Origin of the sequence: Streptomyces sp. NPDC001407, assembly GCF_042895325.1 — a bacterium.
Taxonomy (GTDB): Bacteria; Actinomycetota; Actinomycetes; order Streptomycetales; family Streptomycetaceae; genus Streptomyces.
In genome coordinates, this window is sequence record NZ_JBIAWF010000007.1 from 90,236 (window position 1) to 106,125 (window position 15,890).

The 15,890-nt window shown below is 74.1% G+C and carries 15 protein-coding genes; 7 read left to right on the top strand and 8 right to left on the bottom strand.

Annotated elements, in window-relative coordinates:
- Positions 1-3 precede the first annotated feature (3 nt).
- The gene (locus tag ACFY1P_RS12720) at positions 4-630 is read left to right on the top strand and encodes a YigZ family protein (RefSeq protein ID WP_390750619.1); all 627 of its coding nucleotides are present in this window, start codon (positions 4-6) and stop codon (positions 628-630) included.
- A 36-nt stretch (positions 631-666) separates the two neighbouring features.
- Here the strand turns inward: ACFY1P_RS12720 and ACFY1P_RS12725 are convergent, their stop codons facing one another.
- Positions 667-1,563, bottom strand: a complete 897-nt coding sequence (locus ACFY1P_RS12725; protein ID WP_361527770.1) for a polysaccharide deacetylase family protein — start codon at positions 1,561-1,563, stop codon at positions 667-669.
- Between the two features lie 346 nt (positions 1,564-1,909).
- Between ACFY1P_RS12725 and ACFY1P_RS12730 the strand changes: the two genes are divergently transcribed.
- Entirely contained in the window at positions 1,910-2,581 is a 672-nt protein-coding gene (locus ACFY1P_RS12730) for a LuxR C-terminal-related transcriptional regulator (RefSeq protein WP_390750686.1), read from the top strand.
- A gap of 85 nt (positions 2,582-2,666) precedes the next feature.
- Here ACFY1P_RS12730 and ACFY1P_RS12735 read toward each other — a convergent pair whose 3' ends face one another.
- Positions 2,667-3,560 (bottom strand): LysR substrate-binding domain-containing protein, encoded by an 894-nt coding sequence (locus tag ACFY1P_RS12735; RefSeq protein WP_390750620.1) that lies wholly within the window; start codon positions 3,558-3,560, stop codon positions 2,667-2,669.
- A 120-nt stretch (positions 3,561-3,680) separates the two neighbouring features.
- Here ACFY1P_RS12735 and ACFY1P_RS12740 point away from each other — a divergent pair, with 120 nt between their 5' ends.
- Positions 3,681-4,523 (top strand): alpha/beta fold hydrolase, encoded by an 843-nt coding sequence (locus tag ACFY1P_RS12740; RefSeq protein WP_390750621.1) that lies wholly within the window; start codon positions 3,681-3,683, stop codon positions 4,521-4,523.
- A 10-nt stretch (positions 4,524-4,533) separates the two neighbouring features.
- Here the strand turns inward: ACFY1P_RS12740 and ACFY1P_RS12745 are convergent, their stop codons facing one another.
- Positions 4,534-4,908: a hypothetical protein gene (locus tag ACFY1P_RS12745; protein WP_390750622.1), complete on the bottom strand. Its 375-nt coding sequence runs from the start codon at positions 4,906-4,908 to the stop codon at positions 4,534-4,536.
- 86 nt (positions 4,909-4,994) lie between these two features.
- Positions 4,995-5,426 carry a roadblock/LC7 domain-containing protein gene (locus ACFY1P_RS12750; RefSeq protein ID WP_361527761.1) on the bottom strand — a complete coding sequence of 144 codons (432 nt, stop codon included), beginning with the start codon at positions 5,424-5,426 and terminating at the stop codon, positions 4,995-4,997.
- Positions 5,427-5,846: 420 nt separating this feature from the next.
- Here ACFY1P_RS12750 and ACFY1P_RS12755 point away from each other — a divergent pair, with 420 nt between their 5' ends.
- Both ACFY1P_RS12755 and ACFY1P_RS12760 read left to right on the top strand, forming a co-directional pair.
- Positions 5,847-7,013 carry an exonuclease SbcCD subunit D gene (locus ACFY1P_RS12755; protein WP_390750623.1) on the top strand — a complete coding sequence of 389 codons (1,167 nt, stop codon included), beginning with the start codon at positions 5,847-5,849 and terminating at the stop codon, positions 7,011-7,013.
- A complete protein-coding gene (locus tag ACFY1P_RS12760) occupies positions 7,010-10,072 on the top strand; it encodes an AAA family ATPase (protein ID WP_390750624.1) in 3,063 nt (1,020 codons plus the stop codon). Before ACFY1P_RS12755 ends, ACFY1P_RS12760 begins: the two co-directional genes overlap by 4 nt.
- Here ACFY1P_RS12760 and ACFY1P_RS12765 read toward each other — a convergent pair.
- Complete coding sequence (locus ACFY1P_RS12765) at positions 10,062-10,508, bottom strand: Lrp/AsnC family transcriptional regulator (protein WP_361529197.1); 447 nt, start codon at positions 10,506-10,508, stop codon at positions 10,062-10,064. The two genes, ACFY1P_RS12760 and ACFY1P_RS12765, sit on opposite strands and share 11 nt — an antisense overlap.
- Positions 10,509-10,658: 150 nt before the next feature.
- Between ACFY1P_RS12765 and ACFY1P_RS12770 the strand changes: the two genes are divergently transcribed.
- Both ACFY1P_RS12770 and ACFY1P_RS12775 read left to right on the top strand, forming a co-directional pair.
- On the top strand, positions 10,659-10,889 hold the full coding sequence (locus ACFY1P_RS12770; RefSeq protein WP_116210478.1) for a hypothetical protein: 231 nt from the start codon (positions 10,659-10,661) through the stop codon (positions 10,887-10,889).
- The gene (locus tag ACFY1P_RS12775; RefSeq protein WP_116210477.1) at positions 10,889-11,260 is read left to right on the top strand and encodes a toxin Doc; all 372 of its coding nucleotides are present in this window, start codon (positions 10,889-10,891) and stop codon (positions 11,258-11,260) included. The genes ACFY1P_RS12770 and ACFY1P_RS12775 overlap by 1 nt, the downstream gene beginning before the upstream one ends.
- 49 nt (positions 11,261-11,309) lie before the next feature.
- On the opposite strand, the gene ACFY1P_RS12780 is transcribed toward ACFY1P_RS12775, so the two are convergent.
- From ACFY1P_RS12780 to ACFY1P_RS12790, 3 genes are all read right to left on the bottom strand, one after another.
- Positions 11,310-12,995, bottom strand: a complete 1,686-nt coding sequence (locus tag ACFY1P_RS12780) for a DUF885 domain-containing protein (protein ID WP_390750625.1) — start codon at positions 12,993-12,995, stop codon at positions 11,310-11,312.
- A 74-nt stretch (positions 12,996-13,069) separates the two neighbouring features.
- Positions 13,070-14,416, bottom strand: coding sequence for a GNAT family N-acetyltransferase (locus ACFY1P_RS12785; protein ID WP_390750626.1), 1,347 nt, complete (start codon positions 14,414-14,416; stop codon positions 13,070-13,072).
- Positions 14,417-14,507: 91 nt separating this feature from the next.
- Positions 14,508-15,881: an NAD(P)/FAD-dependent oxidoreductase gene (locus ACFY1P_RS12790; RefSeq protein WP_361529207.1), complete on the bottom strand. Its 1,374-nt coding sequence runs from the start codon at positions 15,879-15,881 to the stop codon at positions 14,508-14,510.
- Positions 15,882-15,890 lie beyond the last annotated feature (9 nt).

Consider the following 15,890-nt stretch of genomic DNA (forward strand, 5'->3'; position numbering starts at 1 on the left):
GGGATGCAGGACCAGTACCGCACCGTGGCGCGCGCAGGCGTCCACGAGATCGAGATCAACAAGTCGCGCTTCCTCTGCGCGCTCGCGCCCGCCGCGACCGAGGAGGAGGCACAGGCTTTCATCGCGCGCGTCCGCAAGGAGCACCCCACCGCCCGCCACCACTGCTTCGCCTACGTCCTCGGCGCCGACGGCTCCGTCCAGAAGGCGAGCGACGACGGCGAACCGGGCGGCACCGCGGGCGTCCCCATGCTCCAGATGCTCGTGCGCCGCGAGGTGCGCTACGTGGTCGCCGTCGTCACCCGCTACTTCGGCGGTGTGAAGCTCGGCGCGGGCGGGCTCATCCGGGCCTACGGCGGTGCCGTCGGCGAGGCGCTCGACGTCCTCGGCACGGTGACCCGCCGGCGGTTCCGGCTGGCCACCGTCACCGTCGACCACCAGCGGGCCGGGAAGCTGGAGAACGACCTGCGGGCCACCGGGCGGGCCGTGCGCGAGGTGAGTTACGGCGCCGACGTCCGCATCGAGGTCGGCCTGCCCGAGGCCGAGGTCGAGGGCTTCCGCGCCTGGCTGGCCGACACCACCGCCGGCACGGCGGGCCTGGAGCTCGGCGGCGAGGCGTACGGCGACGCCTGAACCGCCGGGCCCGCGGTGCCCGCCCGGTCCTCCGGGTCAGATGTAGTCCTCCAGCCGCGCCAGCGCGTAGCCCTGCTCCGTCGCCTGGCGCAGCACCGTGCGCAGCATGTCCGGCATGGTGGCGTTCCACGCCTGGGGGCCGTTGAAGTGCGTGAGGATGATGTCGCCGGGGTGGAACTGCGGGTCGTCCTCGCGGTAGTCGATCCGGTCCGGGAACGCTTCCTCGTTCCACAGCGGCGCGGCACGCGCGCCGCACTCCTCGGCGACGGCGAGGGTGCCCGCGTCGAAGTCGCCGAAGGGCGGCCGGAACAGCCACGGGCGGACGCCGATCTCGTTCTGCAGGATGTCCTGCTGGCCGCAGACCTCCGCGCGCTGCTCGTCCTCGGAGATCGTGATCATCTGCGGGTGGTGCAGGGTGTGGTTCTGGATGGACGCGCCCTGGGCGTGCAGGTCGCGGAAGTAGCCGTAGTCGTCGCTGGCCGACTCGTCGGTGAGGAACGCGGTGACCGGCACGTCGAGGTCCCGCAGCATCTGGAGGAACGCGTGGTCCTTGGCCGCGCCGTCGTCGATCGTCAGGAAGACGACCTTCTCGTTGGTCGGCACGCTCGCGAAGACGGGGATCAGACCGGGACCCTGGTCCGCCCAGTCGGGCGTCGTCAGCTGGGGTTTGACCTTGGGCGGGGGCGGCGCGACGAGCGGCGGCCGGTCCAGCCCCCACTTCCTGGCGGCCGACATCCGCTCTTCGCGCGTCTGCTGCTGCACCTGGGCAACACCGGCCTGCGCGTGCGCGTCGTCCTGGTGGGTCTCCAGGGGAGCCGTCCCCCAGGTGGCGCAGGCGCTGCCGCCGGCGAGGAGCAGAAAGGCGGTCAGCAGACGGGTGACGGGGCGGCGGGCGGCCGCCGGGGGAGTGCGTACGGAGCGTATGAGTCGCATAGTCCGGATCCTGGCAGCGGGATCCGGCGGGCGCGCGCCCGGTTACGCCCATCGGGTCCGCGCCCGCCGCGCGGGGGTGACGGACCGTCGCCCGGCCGTGCTACCGAAGGGTCCATGGTCCGGACCGAACCATCGGGTGGGCCGACCACAGGGTTAACGGGCCGGAGCCGATCTTCGTTGACCGGCGCTCCGAGGGCTATCTAGTCTCCATTCAGGACAAGTTGCCAGGCCCTTTCGGGGGAGCCACCCTGCGGGGGAGCGAAGGGGGCCTGATCTCGCGCACGCCGGGTCTCATCGGCGATTCGGCGCGCCTCGCATGCCTTGAAGGGATCTCAGTCTCTTGGTGATTTCCGCTCCCGTGCTCGCGGACCCCGCACCTGCCGCACCGGACGGCCCGTCCGCGGACGTCCGGCCGTTCGACCACCTGGGTGTGGCCACGGCCTGCCTGGACCCGGCCCTGACCATCCGGCAGGCGAACCAGGAGTTCTTCCGGAAGTTCGGGGACTCCTCGGCCGGGATCTGCGGCCTGGGCTTCTGCGACACCGTGGTGCACCCCAGCGTGCGGCAGCCCCTGATGCGCCGGTTCGCCCGCCTGGTCGAGGGCAGACACGAGGACCGCTTCCGCACCGAGGTGATCGCCATGGGCCCGGAGGGCGCCGCGTTCACCACCCCCCTCACCGCCGTCTCCGTGCGCGGCGGGACGCCCGACGCCACCACCATCCTCGTGCTGATGCCCACCGCCCCGGGCACCGATGACACCCACGTCGTCGCGGGCCGCAAGCCGCTCCTGAGCGAGGTGGACGCGCGCATCATCGAGGGCATCGCCGCCGGGGTGGCCACCGTCCCCCTCGCCGCCCGCCTCCACCTGAGCAGACAGGGCGTCGAATACCACGTGACGTGCCTGCTGCGGAAGCTACGGGTCCCCAACCGGGCCGCGCTGGTCTCGCGCGCCTACTCCCTCGGGGTCCTCAAGGTGGGGACGTGGCCGCCGAAGGTCGTGGAGGACTTCGTCGGCTGAAGGACCGGGGGACCGGGACCCGGCACGCGCCGGCCTGCCCGAAGACGCGCGCTGCCGTACGGGGGACGGCAGCGCGCGTACGGCGTCAGGCCGGGACGGGCGGCCGGGTGTGGCACGCCTCGATCAGGGCGCGCAGCTCGGCGCGGGGCGGATCCGGGCGCACCGCGAGGAAGGCCGGCATCGAGGGGGCGGGGTCGCGCAGCGGGCGGAAGACCACGCCCGGTACGGCCAGTTGGCGCGCGTAGGGCGCGTAGAGGACCGTCCACGACGGCTTGCCGTAGCCGATCGTGGCCAGGGTGTCCTGGTCGGTGGTGTACTCCGGGCCGAGGACCGGCTCGAACCCGGCCTCCCGGCACGAGCGCATGACCAGCTCGTACAGCGTGGGGTTCCTGGCCCGCGCGGCCAGCCGCAGCGGCAGCCCGGCCAGCTGCGCCATGCCGACCGTGCCGCGCACGGCGAGGTCGTGGCGGGCGGGCAGCGCGACCATGAGGTCGTCCTCCCACAGGGGCAGCAACTCCAGCTCCGGTACGTCCCTTTCGCCCCGCAGCAGCGTCGCGTCCAGCTCGCCCGAACGCACCCGCTTGAGCCGGTCGTCGGTTGCGGCCGTGACCAGTTCGAGCTGAGCCTTCGGGGCGAGCCGGGTGAACTCGGCGAGGATCTCCTCCAGGCGTGTGCCCAGCCCGGCGCTGGTGCCCAGCCGCAGCGTGGTGGCCCGCTCGGAACGCAGCTCGTCGATCGCCTCCCGCGCCCGGTCCCGCGCGGCCAGCACCTCCCGGGCGTGCGGCAGCAGCCGCCGGCCCGCCTCGGTCAGCCGCACGGCGCGGGTGGTGCGGTCGAACAGCCCCACCCCCAGCTCCCGCTCCAGCCTGCGCACCTGCTGGCTGACCGCCGACTGCACGATGTGCAGCCGCTCCGCCGCCCGCCCGAAGTGCAGCTCCTCCGCCACGGTCAGGAAGTACCGCAACTGCCGGATCTCCATGCCCACCCCATTGATCGGAATCCGCGATGAGTGTAGGCGCACTTCGGCTGTTGGCCGACGGCGGCATCGCGACGAGAGTGGTGCGCACCCAGCCGTACACCGAGGAACGAGGAATTCGCGATGCCCAGCACCACCCTGCGGATCAGCGGCGGCCCGGCCACCGTCGAGTACGACATCACCGGCAACGGCCCGGGGCTCGTGCTCGTGCACGGCACCGCGGCGACCCGCGAGCAGTGGGGACCGCTGACCGAGGCCGTGGCCGACCGGTTCACGGTCGTGGCCCCCGACCTCTCGGGCTCGGGCGGCACCACCGACCACGGCGGGCCGGTCACCCTCGCCGATCTCGCCGACGAGGTGCTCGCGGCCGCCAACCATGCCGGGCTCGACTCCTTCCACCTGGCCGGCCACTCGCTCGGCGCCGCCGTCGCGACCCACATCGCGGGCACCTGCCCCGAACGCGTCCGCTCCCTCGCGCTGCACGCCGGCTGGGTGCGCACCGACACGCGGATGGCGGCCGAATTCCGCGCCTGGCTGGAGCTGTTGCGCGTGGACGCGGAACACGGGACGTCGCTGTTCGCGCAAGCCGTGCCGCTGATGGCCTTCGGCCCGCGCTACTGGGAGGGCACCGACGCCCCGGCCCACGAGGAGCTGGTCCGCGTGCTCGCCGCGACGATCCACGGCGAGGGCGCGGCCCGGCAGACCGAAGCCGACCTCGCCGTCGACCTGCGCCCCCTGCTCGGCCGGATCACCGCCCCGACGCTCGTACTGGCCAGCGCGCACGACCGGCTGATCGGCGCCGAGCAGCAGCAGGCGCTGCTGGCGGGCATCGCGCGGGCGCGCTACGCCGAGATCGACGCCGGGCACGGCGCGCCCGGCGAGGACCCGGCCGGCTTCGCGGCGAAGCTGGCCGCCTATCTGGACGAGCGGCTCACGGCGGACCGGGAGCCGCTGCCCGCGCCCTGAGCCCTCGGGCTCAGACCTCCAGTTCCGCTTCTATGCGCCTGAGCTGGTGCCGGGCCATGGCGAGATTCGCCCGCTGGGAATCGAGGACGAGGTAGAGGAAGAGGCCGTTGCCGCCGCGCCCGGTGAGCAGCCTGATCAGGTGGTACTGCGTGCCGAGTGTGATGAGGATGTCCTCGATCCGGTCCTGGAGGTCGAGCATTTCCATGGCGCGCAGCTTGGCCCGTACGACATCGGTGTTCGCCGCCGCCGCGACATTGAGGTCGAGCGCCTGGGACCCCCCGAGGGTGCCGAGCGCCATGCCGCTGCCGTAATCGACGAGGGCCACGCCGAGGGCCCCCTCGATCGAGCTCATCGCGTCCTTCAGTGCCATTTCGGTGTTCGCCATGACAGTTTTCGCTTTCGGTGTGGGTGTCGGTGATGGGTTTCGGTACGGGGCCGGCGCGATCACGCCTCGGTGCGGGGCTCGGGCGATCACGCCTGACGCCGGTGCGAGGCGTCCACGAGAGCCGCTATCCGGGGGCAGGCCCGGCGGGCCTCCAGATTCAGCCGGCCCACATTGGCGTCGGCGGCGGCCAGCAGCGTCAGCACGCTCGACGCGCCGGCCGCGTAGGTGGCCACATAGCCGAACTCGCCGCTGACCAGCAGCTCGCGAAAGCCCCCGTGGCCCACGGCGTCCGTCAGCCGGGCGCCCACCCCCAGGGCCGCGGCGGTCAGCGCGGCCATGCCGTCGGGCTCGGCGCCGGAGAGGAGATGCGCGATCACCAGCCCGTCCGTGCTCGCCACCATCGAACCGGTCAGATGGGGTACCCGGACCCGTAACTCCTGGAGCTCGCCGAGCACTTCGGGCGGTGCTGCGGTCATCGACTGCCTCCTTCCGGCGAACTGCCTCAAAGCGCGTCTCATCATGGGATCGGTCGAAACTGGCGGCTGCACGGCACGGTCACATTCCTCTCCAGCCCGTGGGCGATTACCAGTGGCGTGTCCGTTGCGACGGAAGGTAACCGATCGTGCGGGTGTGGCTCAGGGTTTTGGCATTTGTCAGTGGAAAATCCGGCCTCGGGCCGGGCCGGGCGCGATGGTGGTGTTCCTCGACGTGCGGGCGCGGGTGCGGCCACATCCGAAGCCGCCGGGTGTCCGCCAACGTGACCGAAAATCACGGCCACCGGCCCACAACCGCCCCACGGCCCCCCGTACCCCCGCCCGGATGGGAGACTTACGGGGCGGACGGGCAGGGTGCCGTCCGGGGACGGCGTGGCCGATGGTGGTGCCCGTCGTGCCGAGGCGAGCGCGGAGGGACAGGAACATGCAGGTCGGAGCCCTCCTGTGAGAATGCTGCACACCTCCGACTGGCACCTCGGGCGGTCCTTCCACCGCATCGGCCTGCTCCGGGAACAGCGGGCCTTCATCGATCACCTCGTGGGCGCCGTGCGCGAGCACGACGTGGATGTGGTGCTCGTCTCCGGTGACGTGTACGACCGGGCCGTGCCGCCGCTCGCCGCCGTCGAGCTCTTCGACGAGGCGCTGCACAAGCTCGCCGACGCCGGGGTGCCCACCGTGATGATCTCCGGCAACCACGACTCGCCCCGCCGCCTCGGCGTCGGCGCCGGGCTCATCGGGCGGGCCGGGATACACCTGCGCACCGACCCGGCGGGCTGCGGCACCCCCGTCGTGCTCGCCGACGCGCACGGCGACGTCGCCTTCTACGGCCTGCCCTACCTGGAGCCCGCCCTCGTGCGCGAGGAGCTCGGCGCGGAGCGCGGCGGTCATCAGGCGGTGCTGCGGGCCGCCATGGACCGGGTGCGCGCCGACCTCGCCGAACGGCCCGCCGGGACCCGGTCCGTCGTCCTCGCGCACGCCTTCGTCGCGGGCGGCGCGGCCAGCGACAGCGAGCGCGACATCACCGTGGGCGGGGTCGCCTCCGTCGCCCCGGAGACCTTCGACGGCGTCGACTACGCCGCGCTCGGCCACCTCCACGGCTGCCAGACGATCACCGAGCGCGTCCGCTACTCCGGCTCCCCGCTGGCGTACTCCTTCTCTGAGGCCGACCACCGCAAGACGATGTGGCTCGTCGACCTCGGCGCCGGCGGCGCGCTGGACGCCGAGCGGCTGGACTGTCCCGTGCCACGCCCGCTCGCCCGCATCCGCGGCCGCCTCGACGACCTGCTCGGCGACCCGCGCCTCACGAAGCACGAGGAGGCGTGGGTCGAGGCCACCCTCACCGACCCGCACCGCCCCGAGGAACCCATGGCCCGCCTCGCCGCGCGCTTCCCGCACGTGGTGAGCCTCGTCCTCGATCCCGACCGGGCACCCGAGGACCCCCTCGCCTCCTACGCCCAGCGGCTCCGCGGCCGCAGCGACCACCAGATCGCCGAGGACTTCGTCGCCCACGTGCGCGGCGGCCTCGGCCCCGACCCCGCCGAGAGCGCGGTGCTGACCCACGTCGTAGATTCCGTACGGCTGGCCGAGACCCTCGGCGAGGAGGCCCGATGAGGCTGCACCGGCTCGCCCTGCACGCCTTCGGGCCCTTCGGCGACTCCCAGGAGATCGACTTCGACGCCCTGTCGTCCGCCGGGCTCTTCCTGCTGCACGGCCCCACCGGCGCCGGCAAGACCTCCGTGCTCGACGCGGTCTGCTACGCCCTCTACGGCGGGGTCCCCGGCGCCCGGCAGGGCAGCGGCCTGACCCTGCGCAGCGACCACGCCGACCCGGCCACCCTCACCGAGGTGACGCTCGACCTCACCGTCGGCGGCCGGCGCCTGGAGATCACCCGGCGGCCCGAGCAACTGCGCCCCAAGAAGCGGGGCGACGGCTTCACCCGCGAGAAGGCCCACAGCACGCTGCGCGAACGCCACGACGACGGACAGTGGCAGGGCCTCAGCCGCTCCCACCAGGAGATCGGCGAGGAGATCACCCAGCTGCTCGGCATGAGCCGCGAACAGTTCTGCCAGGTCGTGCTCCTGCCCCAGGGCGACTTCGCGCGCTTCCTGCGCGCCGAGGACACCGCCCGCGGCAAGCTGCTCGGCAAGCTCTTCGACACCAGCCGCTTCGCCGCCGTCGAGGACCACCTCGCCGAGCTGCGCCGGGCCGCCGAGAAGCAGGTCACCACCGGCGACGAGCAGCTCCTGGCCCTCCTCCACCGGATGCGGCAGGCCGCCGCCGACCCCTCGCTGCCCGAACCGGGCATCGCCGCCGTGCCCGGACAGCGCACCTCCTCCCGTACGGCATCCGCCGGCCGGGCGCCCCTGGCCCCCGGCGACGCCGGGCTGGCCGAGGCCGTGCTGACCTGGGCCGCGCTGGCCCGCTCCGGGGCGCGGGAGCGGCGGGACATCGCGGCCGTCGCCGTACGCACCGCGGAGGACGCCCACCGCGCGGCCCAGCGGCACGCCGACGACACCCGTGAACTGGCCGGTCTCCAGGGGCGGTACGCGGCGGCCCGGCAGCGCGCCGCCGCCTTCGAGGAGCGCGACGCCGAGGCCGAGCGGCTGCGCGAGCGCCTGGAACGGGCGCAGGCCGCCGGGTCCGTGGTGCCCGCCCTGGAACTGCACGAAGAGGCCCGGCGCGCGCACCGCGCCGCCGCCGGTGCCGAACGGGCCGCCCGCGACCGGCTCTCCGCCACCCACCGGGACGCCCCCGCGGCGGAACTCGCCGCACTGGAGCGGGCCCACCGCGAGGAGCTCGGCTCGCTCTCGGCCGCCCGCCGCGCCGAACAGCGCGCCACCGGCATCGCCGCCGAACTGGCCGGCCTGGACCGCGAGGCCCGCTTCGACGAGGACACCCTCACCGAGGCCGCCGACTGGCTCGCCGGCTGGGAGGACCGGCACGCCGCCCATCAGTGGCGCGTCGAGCGCGCACAGGACGCGGCCACGCGGGCCGCCCGCCTGGAGGGCGAGGTGGCCCCCGCCCGGCGCAGGCTCGACGCCGCCCGGGAACGCGACCGTCTCGCCGGTCAGGTCACCGCCGCCCGCGCCCGGCTGCTCGAAGCCCGGGAGCGGGCCACCGCGGCCCGTGAGCACTGGCTCGACCTCAAGGAACGCCGCCTGCTCGGCATCGCCGCCGAACTCGCGGCCGAGCTGACCCCCGGCACGGCCTGCAAGGTCTGCGGATCCACCGAGCACCCCGACCCCGCCCGCACCGCGGCCGACCACGTCGACCGCGCCGAAGAGGCCCGCGCCCTCGGCCTCTTCCAGGACGCCGAGTCCGTCCGCGAGCGGTCCGAGCGCGACCTCCAGGCACTGCGCGACGCCCTCGCCCACGCCGAGGCCGAGGCGGGAGCGGCGCCCGTCGCCGAACTGGCCGCGGCCGCCGAGGACATCAGCCGCTCCTACGCCGAGGCCCGGGCGGCGGGGGCCGACGCGCACCAGGCCCGCGAAGCGCTGGAGGGCGCGGAGCGGGAGTACGAGCGCAGGCGCGCCGAGCAGCGGGCGGCCGAGCTGCGCGCCACCGCCCGCACGGCCCGCAGGGAACACCTCGAAGGCGAACTGGCGGCGCTGGAGAAGGAGTTGGCGAAGGCGCGCGGGGGAGCGGAGTCCGTCGCCGCGCACGCCGCGCTGCTGGAGCACCGCCTGACCCTCCTCGCCGGGGCGGCCGAGGCGGTACGGGCCGCGGAGAGCGCCGCGGACGACCTGGAGAAGGCCGGGGCACGGCTCGCCGCGGCGGCCGAGCGGGCCGGTTTCCCCACGCCGACGGACGCGGCCGGCGCCGTACTCCCCGGACACGAGCAGCGGGCCCTGCGGCAGCGCCTCGACGACTGGCACAGCGAGCGGGCCGCCGTCGCCGCCGAACTGGCCGACCCGCGGAACGCGGCCGCCGCGCAGCGGCCCCCCGCCGACCCGGCCGCCGCCGACGCGCTGCTCGCCGCCGCGACCCGGCGGCTGCGCGAGACCTCGGCCGCCGAGTCCGCCGCCCGCACGCGCTGCCGGGAGCTGGACCAGCTCTCCGCGCGGGCCGCCGCCGACGTCCGCCGCCTGGCCCCGCTGCGCGAGGAGCACCACCGCGTGGCGGGCCTCGCCACGCTCGTCGCCGGGACGTCCGCCCACAACGAGCGGAAGATGCGCCTGGAGTCCTACGTACTGGCCGCCCGGCTGGAGCAGGTCGCGGCCGCCGCGACCCTGCGGCTCCAGCGGATGTCGGCCGGGCGCTACACCCTGGTGCACTCCGACGCCCGCTCCGGCGGCACCCGCCGCTCCGGCCTCGGCCTGCACGTCGTCGACGCCTGGACCGGCCGCGAGCGCGACACCGCGACCCTCTCCGGCGGGGAGACCTTCTTCGCCTCCCTGGCCCTCGCGCTCGGGCTCGCCGACGTGGTGACGGAGGAGGCGGGCGGCATCCGGCTCGACACGCTCTTCATCGACGAGGGCTTCGGCAGCCTCGACGAACAGACCCTCGACGAGGTGCTCGACGTGCTCGACTCCCTGCGCGAGCGGGACCGTACGGTCGGCATCGTCAGTCACGTCGCCGACCTCCGCCAGCGCGTCCCGGCTCAACTCCAGGTCGTCAAGGGCCGGTCGGGGTCCGCCGTGCGGCACCGCACGGCGGGGGTCAGCGGCTGAGCGCGCGGCGGGCGAGCGGCGAGGAGTAGACGACGCTCGTGGTCACCGAGCCGAGGGCGCCGATCCGCCCCGCCACCTCCTCCAAGTGCCGCATCGACCGCGCCGCGACCTTGATGACGAAGGAGTCGTCGCCGGTGACGTGGTGCGCCTCCAGGATCTCCGGGGTGGTGGCCAGCAGGTCGCGGAAGGGCTGGTAGTCGCCGTTCGGACAGCACAGCCGGACGAAGGCGAGGACGGGCAGACCCAGCTTCCCGGGGTCGACGACGGCCGTGTACCCGCCGATGACTCCCGCCTCCTCCAGACGGCGGACGCGTTCGGTCACGGCGCTGGAGGACATGCTCACCACGCGCGCCAACTCCGCGAAGCCCGCACGGCCGTTGCTCTGGAGGGCGTCGAGGATGCGCCAGTCGGTGGCGTCGGGGGAATAGCCGGTCATGGGTGATGTCTAACAGTGGAAACCCCGGTTGAACAAGGCTTTTACCGGGGATTGACTGTTCGGGAAGGGGTGGTCGGGCCGTGGATTTTCCGCCATGGCGGCCACGCGGTGTCCCTGCCCCCGCCGGTACTGGGCCGGTACCGTGGAGACATGCCGGCACTCAACATTGAATTCACGGAAGAGGAGCTCGCGGCCATCCGTGAGGCCGCTGCCGCCGACGGGAAGAGCATCAAGGCGTATGTGCACGACCTGTCCGTGCGCGAGCAGCAGCGGCGCCGCTTCGTGGAGCGTGCCGCGAAGTTCTGGAACGAACACATAGAGGAATTCGACGCCGCCTTCCCCGAGGAGGCCCCTCCGTCCGAGGGCGGTGCGGCCGCCTGATGACGTTGCTCATCGATCTGCCCTGGCTCCTGGGCGTGCAGGAGCAGAAGCTGTACGAGGAGCCCGCCGTCCACGACTACACCGCCCTCGCCGCGGCGGTCTCCCGGCACGCCTTCGACGTCGCGAAGTTCGACCATGAGCCCGACGCCGCCTGGCGGGCCGCCGCCCTGATGCACACCCTCGTCAGGCTCCAGCCGCTGCCGGTGCGCAGCAGCCTCTACGCCTGCATGGTCGTCGTCGCCTACATGGCCGCCGCGGGCGAGGGCATCGACCCGCCCTACGGCTCCATAGTGGATCTCGCGCGGGACATCAAGGAATACCGGGTCGACGTCTACGAGTGCGCCGACCGCATCCGGACCTGGCGCATCTGACCGCGGCGCGGGGCGGGCCCGGCTGCCGCACCGGACCCGCCCGCGCGGCTCAGAGGATCGACAGTTCCGCCAGCAGGTCGTCCAGACCCAGCGACCCCTGCGACAGCGCCGCCATGTGCCACGCCTTCGCGTCGAACGCGTCACCGTGCGCCTTGCGGGCCGCGTCGCGCCCGGCCAGCCAGGCCCGCTCGCCGAGCTTGTAGCCGATCGCCTGGCCCGGCATGCCCAGATAGCGCACCAGCTCGCTGTCGACGAAGCCCGCCGGGCGGCCGCTGTGCAGCCCGAAGAACTCCCGTGCCAGCTCGGGCGTCCACCGCTCGCCGGGGTGGAACGGCGAGTGCTCCGGGATCTCGAGCTCCAGGTGCATCCCGATGTCCACGATCACGCGTGTGGAGCGCATCATCTGCGCGTCGAGATAGCCCAGCCGGCGCCCGGGGTCGGTCAGGAAGCCCAGCTCGTCCATGAGCCGCTCCGCGTAGAGCGCCCAGCCCTCGCAGTTGGCGCTGACGTGGCCGACGGTGGTCTGGTATCGGGAGAGTTGGTCCGCCACGTGCGTCCACTGCGCGAGCTGGAGGTGGTGGCCGGGCACGCCCTCGTGGTACCAGGTGGACACCAGGTCGTACTCCGGGAACCGGGTCTCGCCCATCGTCGGCAGCCAGGTGCGGCCCGGCCGCGAGAAGTCCTCGGACGGCGAGCTGTAGTACGGGGCGGCGGCGCTGCCGGGGGGAGCGATCCGGGACTCCACCCGCTTGACCCTCTCGGCCAGCTCGAAGTGGGTGCCGTCCAGTGCCTCGATGGCCTCGTCCATCAGCTCCTGGAGCCACTCGCGCACCTCCTCCACGCCCTCGATGTGCGGGCCGTGGGCGTCGAGATGGGCCAGTGCCTCCCAGGGGGTCTGCGCGCCGGGCAGCACCTTCTCGGCCTCCACGCGCATCTCGCCGAGGATGCGGTGGAACTCCGACCAGCCGTAGGCGTACGCCTCCTCGAGGTCGAGGTCCGTGCCGTTCCAGTAGCGCGCCCAACGGGCGTACCGCTCGCGGCCCACCACCTCGGGGGCACCCTCGACGCCCGGGGCGTAGACGTCGCGCAGCCAGTCGCGCAGCGCCACGAGCCCGCCCGTCGCGGCGGCGGCGCCCTCCGCCAGCTCCGCGCGCAGCGCTTCGGGCCCCTGGGCGACGAAGTCCGCGAACCAGCCGCCGTCCGTGCCGATCCACTCGTCCAACTGCCCGAGGACGGTGGTCACCTGGCGCGGCCCGGCGGGCAGCTTCCGGTCGAGGCCCTCGGCGAGCGCCGCGCGGTAGGACTCCAGCGACGTGGGAACCGCCCGCAGCCGCTCGGCGATCGCCGACCAGTCCTCGGTGCTCTCCGCGGGCATGATGGTGAACGTCTGCCGCACGCTGTGCAGCGGCGAGTGGAGGTTGCTCACCGCGCGCAGCGGCTCGCCCGCTTCGTGGACGGCGAGTTCGGCGGTGAGCCGCTCGCGCAGCAGGCGGGCGCAGCGCCGCTCGATGTCGCTGTCCGCGCCCGGCTGCCGCTCCGCCTCGGCGAGCCGGACGAGGGTCTCGCGGGCCAGGTCGGCGAGGGCCTGCTGGCCCGCCGGGGAGAAGTCCGGCAGCCGCCGCGTGGACTCCGCCACTCCGAGATAGGTGCCGGTGAGCGGGTCGACTTCGATGAACGCGTCGACGTAGGCGTCGGCGACCTGGCGGGGGAGGAGGTTCCTGGTGTCGTTCGGCATGCGGTCATCCTCGTACGCGTGGGGCGGCCGCGTCACCGGGATTTGGCTTCCGGATATCGGAGCGGTGCGGCAATTCAGCGCTTGTGGGCGGAAGATCCCGTACGGGCCGCGGGCCTGGCCGGCTCCCGGGGCAGCCGGGCCGTGACGACCAGCGTGCCCTCCTCGATCAGATAGTCCAGCGGCAGGCCGAGCGCGCGCATGGCCGCCACCATCGCGGTGTTGGACGACTGGGTGACGGCGTAGACGCTCTCGCACCCGGCCTCGGAGGCCATCGCGACCAGCCGGCCCAGGAGTTCACCGCCGACCCCGCGCCGCTGCCACGCGTCCTCGACGAGCAGCGAGATCTCGGTCTCCTCGCCGTCCCACAGCAGGTGGCCGAGCGCCACCAGCCGGCCGGAGGCCGTGTACGCGGCCAGGGTGCGGCCGAAGCGCGGGCTCAGCAGGTGCCGGAGATAGCGGTCCGCGTCACCGACCGGCCCGTGGTAGCGGCGGGAGAGCGTCGCGGGGGAGCAGCGGTCGTGCATCTCGCGCGCCGCGGCCAGGTCGCCGGGGCCGGCGCGGCGCACGGTGATCTCGTTGCCCTCCGGCAGCGTCAGCACGTCGCTGAGCGGCGGGACGCGTGGGCCGAGGCGGGCGTCCAGCTCGACCAGCGCGCGGGCCCGCGCGAACTCGGTGGGGGTGAAGGGCGGGTGGGGGCGCTCGATGGTGATCGTCCCGCCCGAGGGGTCCGGCAGCCGGATCACCGTCTCGTCCCACGTCCCCTCCGGCGGCACCGCCGGATCCGTGCCGGGCAGTGAGCGGATGGTGCAGCGGCCGAACAACTGCCGCAGGGCGAGCGGCAGTTCCGCGGCGTCCAGTGCCGTGCGGGTGGCGAGGGTGAGCGCCCGGGTCGGGGCGTCCACGAGGTCGTGGGCGTCGGCGCGCTCCAGCCATGTCCCGCTGCCGCCGCCCGTGGTGGCGGCGTCCGCCAGCTCGGCGGGCGTCAGGGCGTCCGGGGCGCGCAGCAGCAGCTCGTCGACGGCGCCGTCGGCCAGCGGGTGCGTCTGGAGCGCGAGGATGTCGACGCGGTGGTGGGCCAGCGCCACGCACAGCGCCGCGAGACTGCCGGGCTCGTCCCGCACGGTGGTCCGCATCCGCCACAGTGCGGTGCTCCCGCAGGCCTCGGGCTCCTCGCGGCCGGGCTCGGCGGGAGGGAGGGCCGCGGGGCCGTGCCGCCGTGCCCACCAGGTGTGGAAGCCGGCCGTGGCCAGCAGCGCGGCGGCCGAGGAGACCAGCAGGACGGGGCCGTTCGCGCCGTGCACGACGGTGTCGGCCACGGAGTCGGCGGCGGCGACAGCGGTGAACAGGGCGGCCAGCTCCACCAGATCCCGCCGCCAGTGATGGCGCGCCCGGGCGCTCTTCGTGCGGGTCTCGTCAGTCATGGACCCACCCTGGCCGAACGGTGTTGCGTGATCACGAACGGCTTGTGACCGATGGGTTAAAGGGCGGCCTTGTCGTCAACTGTCCCGGTTGTCAGCCCTCCGGCCGCCCGTGGAGGTCGGCGAGCGCGTCCTCCACGCCCCGGTGGAAGGTCGGATACGCGTAGATCATATGGCGCAGGGCCTCCACCGGCACCTCCGCCTGGACCGCCACGGCCAGGCCGTACATCACCTCACCGCCCATCGGACCCACCGTCGTGGCCCCGACCAGGACGCCCCGGTCCGCGTCCTCGACCAGCTTGACCAGGCCGTCGTTGCCCGCCTTGTGGATCCACCCGCGTGCCGAGGACGGCACCCGCGCCAGGCCGGTGCGCACGCGCAGCCCCTTCTCCCGTGCCTGATGCTCCGTCAGCCCCACGGCGCCGGCCTCCGGGTCGGTGAACGTCACCCTCGGCAGCGCGCGGTAGTCGGCGTCGGGCCCCGGCTCGCCCAGCACGGCCCGGACCACGATCCCGGCCTCGTACATCGCGACGTGCGTGAACGCCCCGTGCCCCGTCACGTCGCCCACGCCCCACAGCGCGTGCGCCGCGAGCAGCTGGCCGTCCACCTTCAGCGACCGCGCCTGCGGGTCGAGTCCCACGGTCTCCAGGCCGAGGTCCGTGAGGTCCGCCCGGCGGCCCGTGGCCACCAGCAGCCGGTCTGCCGCGAGCTCTGTGCCGTCCGCGAGCGTGAGCGTGAAGGCGTCCCCGCCGTGCCGCACCCCGGCCGCCCGGGCGCCGGTCCGGATGCCCACGCCCTCCCGGCGCAGCACCTCCGCCAGCAGCTCGCCCGCCTCCGGCTCCTCGGCCGGGAGCAGGCCCTCCATGGCCTCGACGATCTCGACGCGGGTGCCGAAGCGGGCGTAGACCTGGGCGAGTTCGAGCCCGATGGCGCCGCCGCCGAGCACGAGCAGCGAGCCCGGCGCCTCCTTCGCGGAGACGGCGTCGCGGTTGGTCCAGTACGGCACGTCCGCCAGGCCCGGCACCGGCGGGACGGACGGCTTGGTGCCCGTCGCGATCACCACCCCGCGCAGGGCCTCGAAGACCTGGCCGTCCACCTCGACCCGGCCGGGCCCGGCCAGCCTGCCGCGGCCCCGGACCAGCCTGCCGCCCTTGCCGGTGAAGCGGTCGGCCGCCACCTGGTCGTTCCAGTCGTCGGTGGCCTCGTCACGGATCCGGCGGGCCAGCGGCGCCCAGTCCGGTGTCACCTGCGAGGCCCCCGCCATGCCGGGGATCCGGCGCCCCTCGGCCAGCAGGTTCCCCGCCCGGATCATCATCTTGCTCGGGACGCACCCCCAGTACGGGCACTCGCCGCCGACCAGCTCCGCCTCGACACCCACCACGCTCAGCCCGGCCTCGGCCAGCCGCCCCGCCACCTGCTCACCGCCCGGACCCATGCCGATGACGACGACGTCCACCTGCTCGGCCATGCGTGCCAC

Excerpts from the sequence above, each read along its gene's own strand:
- ACFY1P_RS12765 (WP_361529197.1), bottom strand. The coding sequence starts at position 10,508 with ATGACCGGCTATTCCCCCGACGCCACCGACTGGCGCATCCTCGACGCC.
- ACFY1P_RS12735 (WP_390750620.1), bottom strand. The coding sequence starts at position 3,560 with ATGGAGATCCGGCAGTTGCGGTACTTCCTGACCGTGGCGGAGGAGCTG.
- ACFY1P_RS12775 (WP_116210477.1), top strand. The coding sequence starts at position 10,889 with ATGACGTTGCTCATCGATCTGCCCTGGCTCCTGGGCGTGCAGGAGCAG.
- ACFY1P_RS12725 (WP_361527770.1), bottom strand. The coding sequence starts at position 1,563 with ATGCGACTCATACGCTCCGTACGCACTCCCCCGGCGGCCGCCCGCCGC.
- ACFY1P_RS12760 (WP_390750624.1), top strand. The coding sequence starts at position 7,010 with ATGAGGCTGCACCGGCTCGCCCTGCACGCCTTCGGGCCCTTCGGCGAC.
- ACFY1P_RS12720 (WP_390750619.1), top strand. The coding sequence starts at position 4 with ATGCAGGACCAGTACCGCACCGTGGCGCGCGCAGGCGTCCACGAGATC.
- ACFY1P_RS12740 (WP_390750621.1), top strand. The coding sequence starts at position 3,681 with ATGCCCAGCACCACCCTGCGGATCAGCGGCGGCCCGGCCACCGTCGAG.
- ACFY1P_RS12790 (WP_361529207.1), bottom strand. The coding sequence starts at position 15,881 with ATGGCCGAGCAGGTGGACGTCGTCGTCATCGGCATGGGTCCGGGCGGT.
- ACFY1P_RS12770 (WP_116210478.1), top strand. The coding sequence starts at position 10,659 with ATGCCGGCACTCAACATTGAATTCACGGAAGAGGAGCTCGCGGCCATC.
- ACFY1P_RS12745 (WP_390750622.1), bottom strand. The coding sequence starts at position 4,908 with ATGGCGAACACCGAAATGGCACTGAAGGACGCGATGAGCTCGATCGAG.
- ACFY1P_RS12785 (WP_390750626.1), bottom strand. The coding sequence starts at position 14,416 with ATGACTGACGAGACCCGCACGAAGAGCGCCCGGGCGCGCCATCACTGG.
- ACFY1P_RS12780 (WP_390750625.1), bottom strand. The coding sequence starts at position 12,995 with ATGCCGAACGACACCAGGAACCTCCTCCCCCGCCAGGTCGCCGACGCC.
- ACFY1P_RS12750 (WP_361527761.1), bottom strand. The coding sequence starts at position 5,426 with ATGAGACGCGCTTTGAGGCAGTTCGCCGGAAGGAGGCAGTCGATGACC.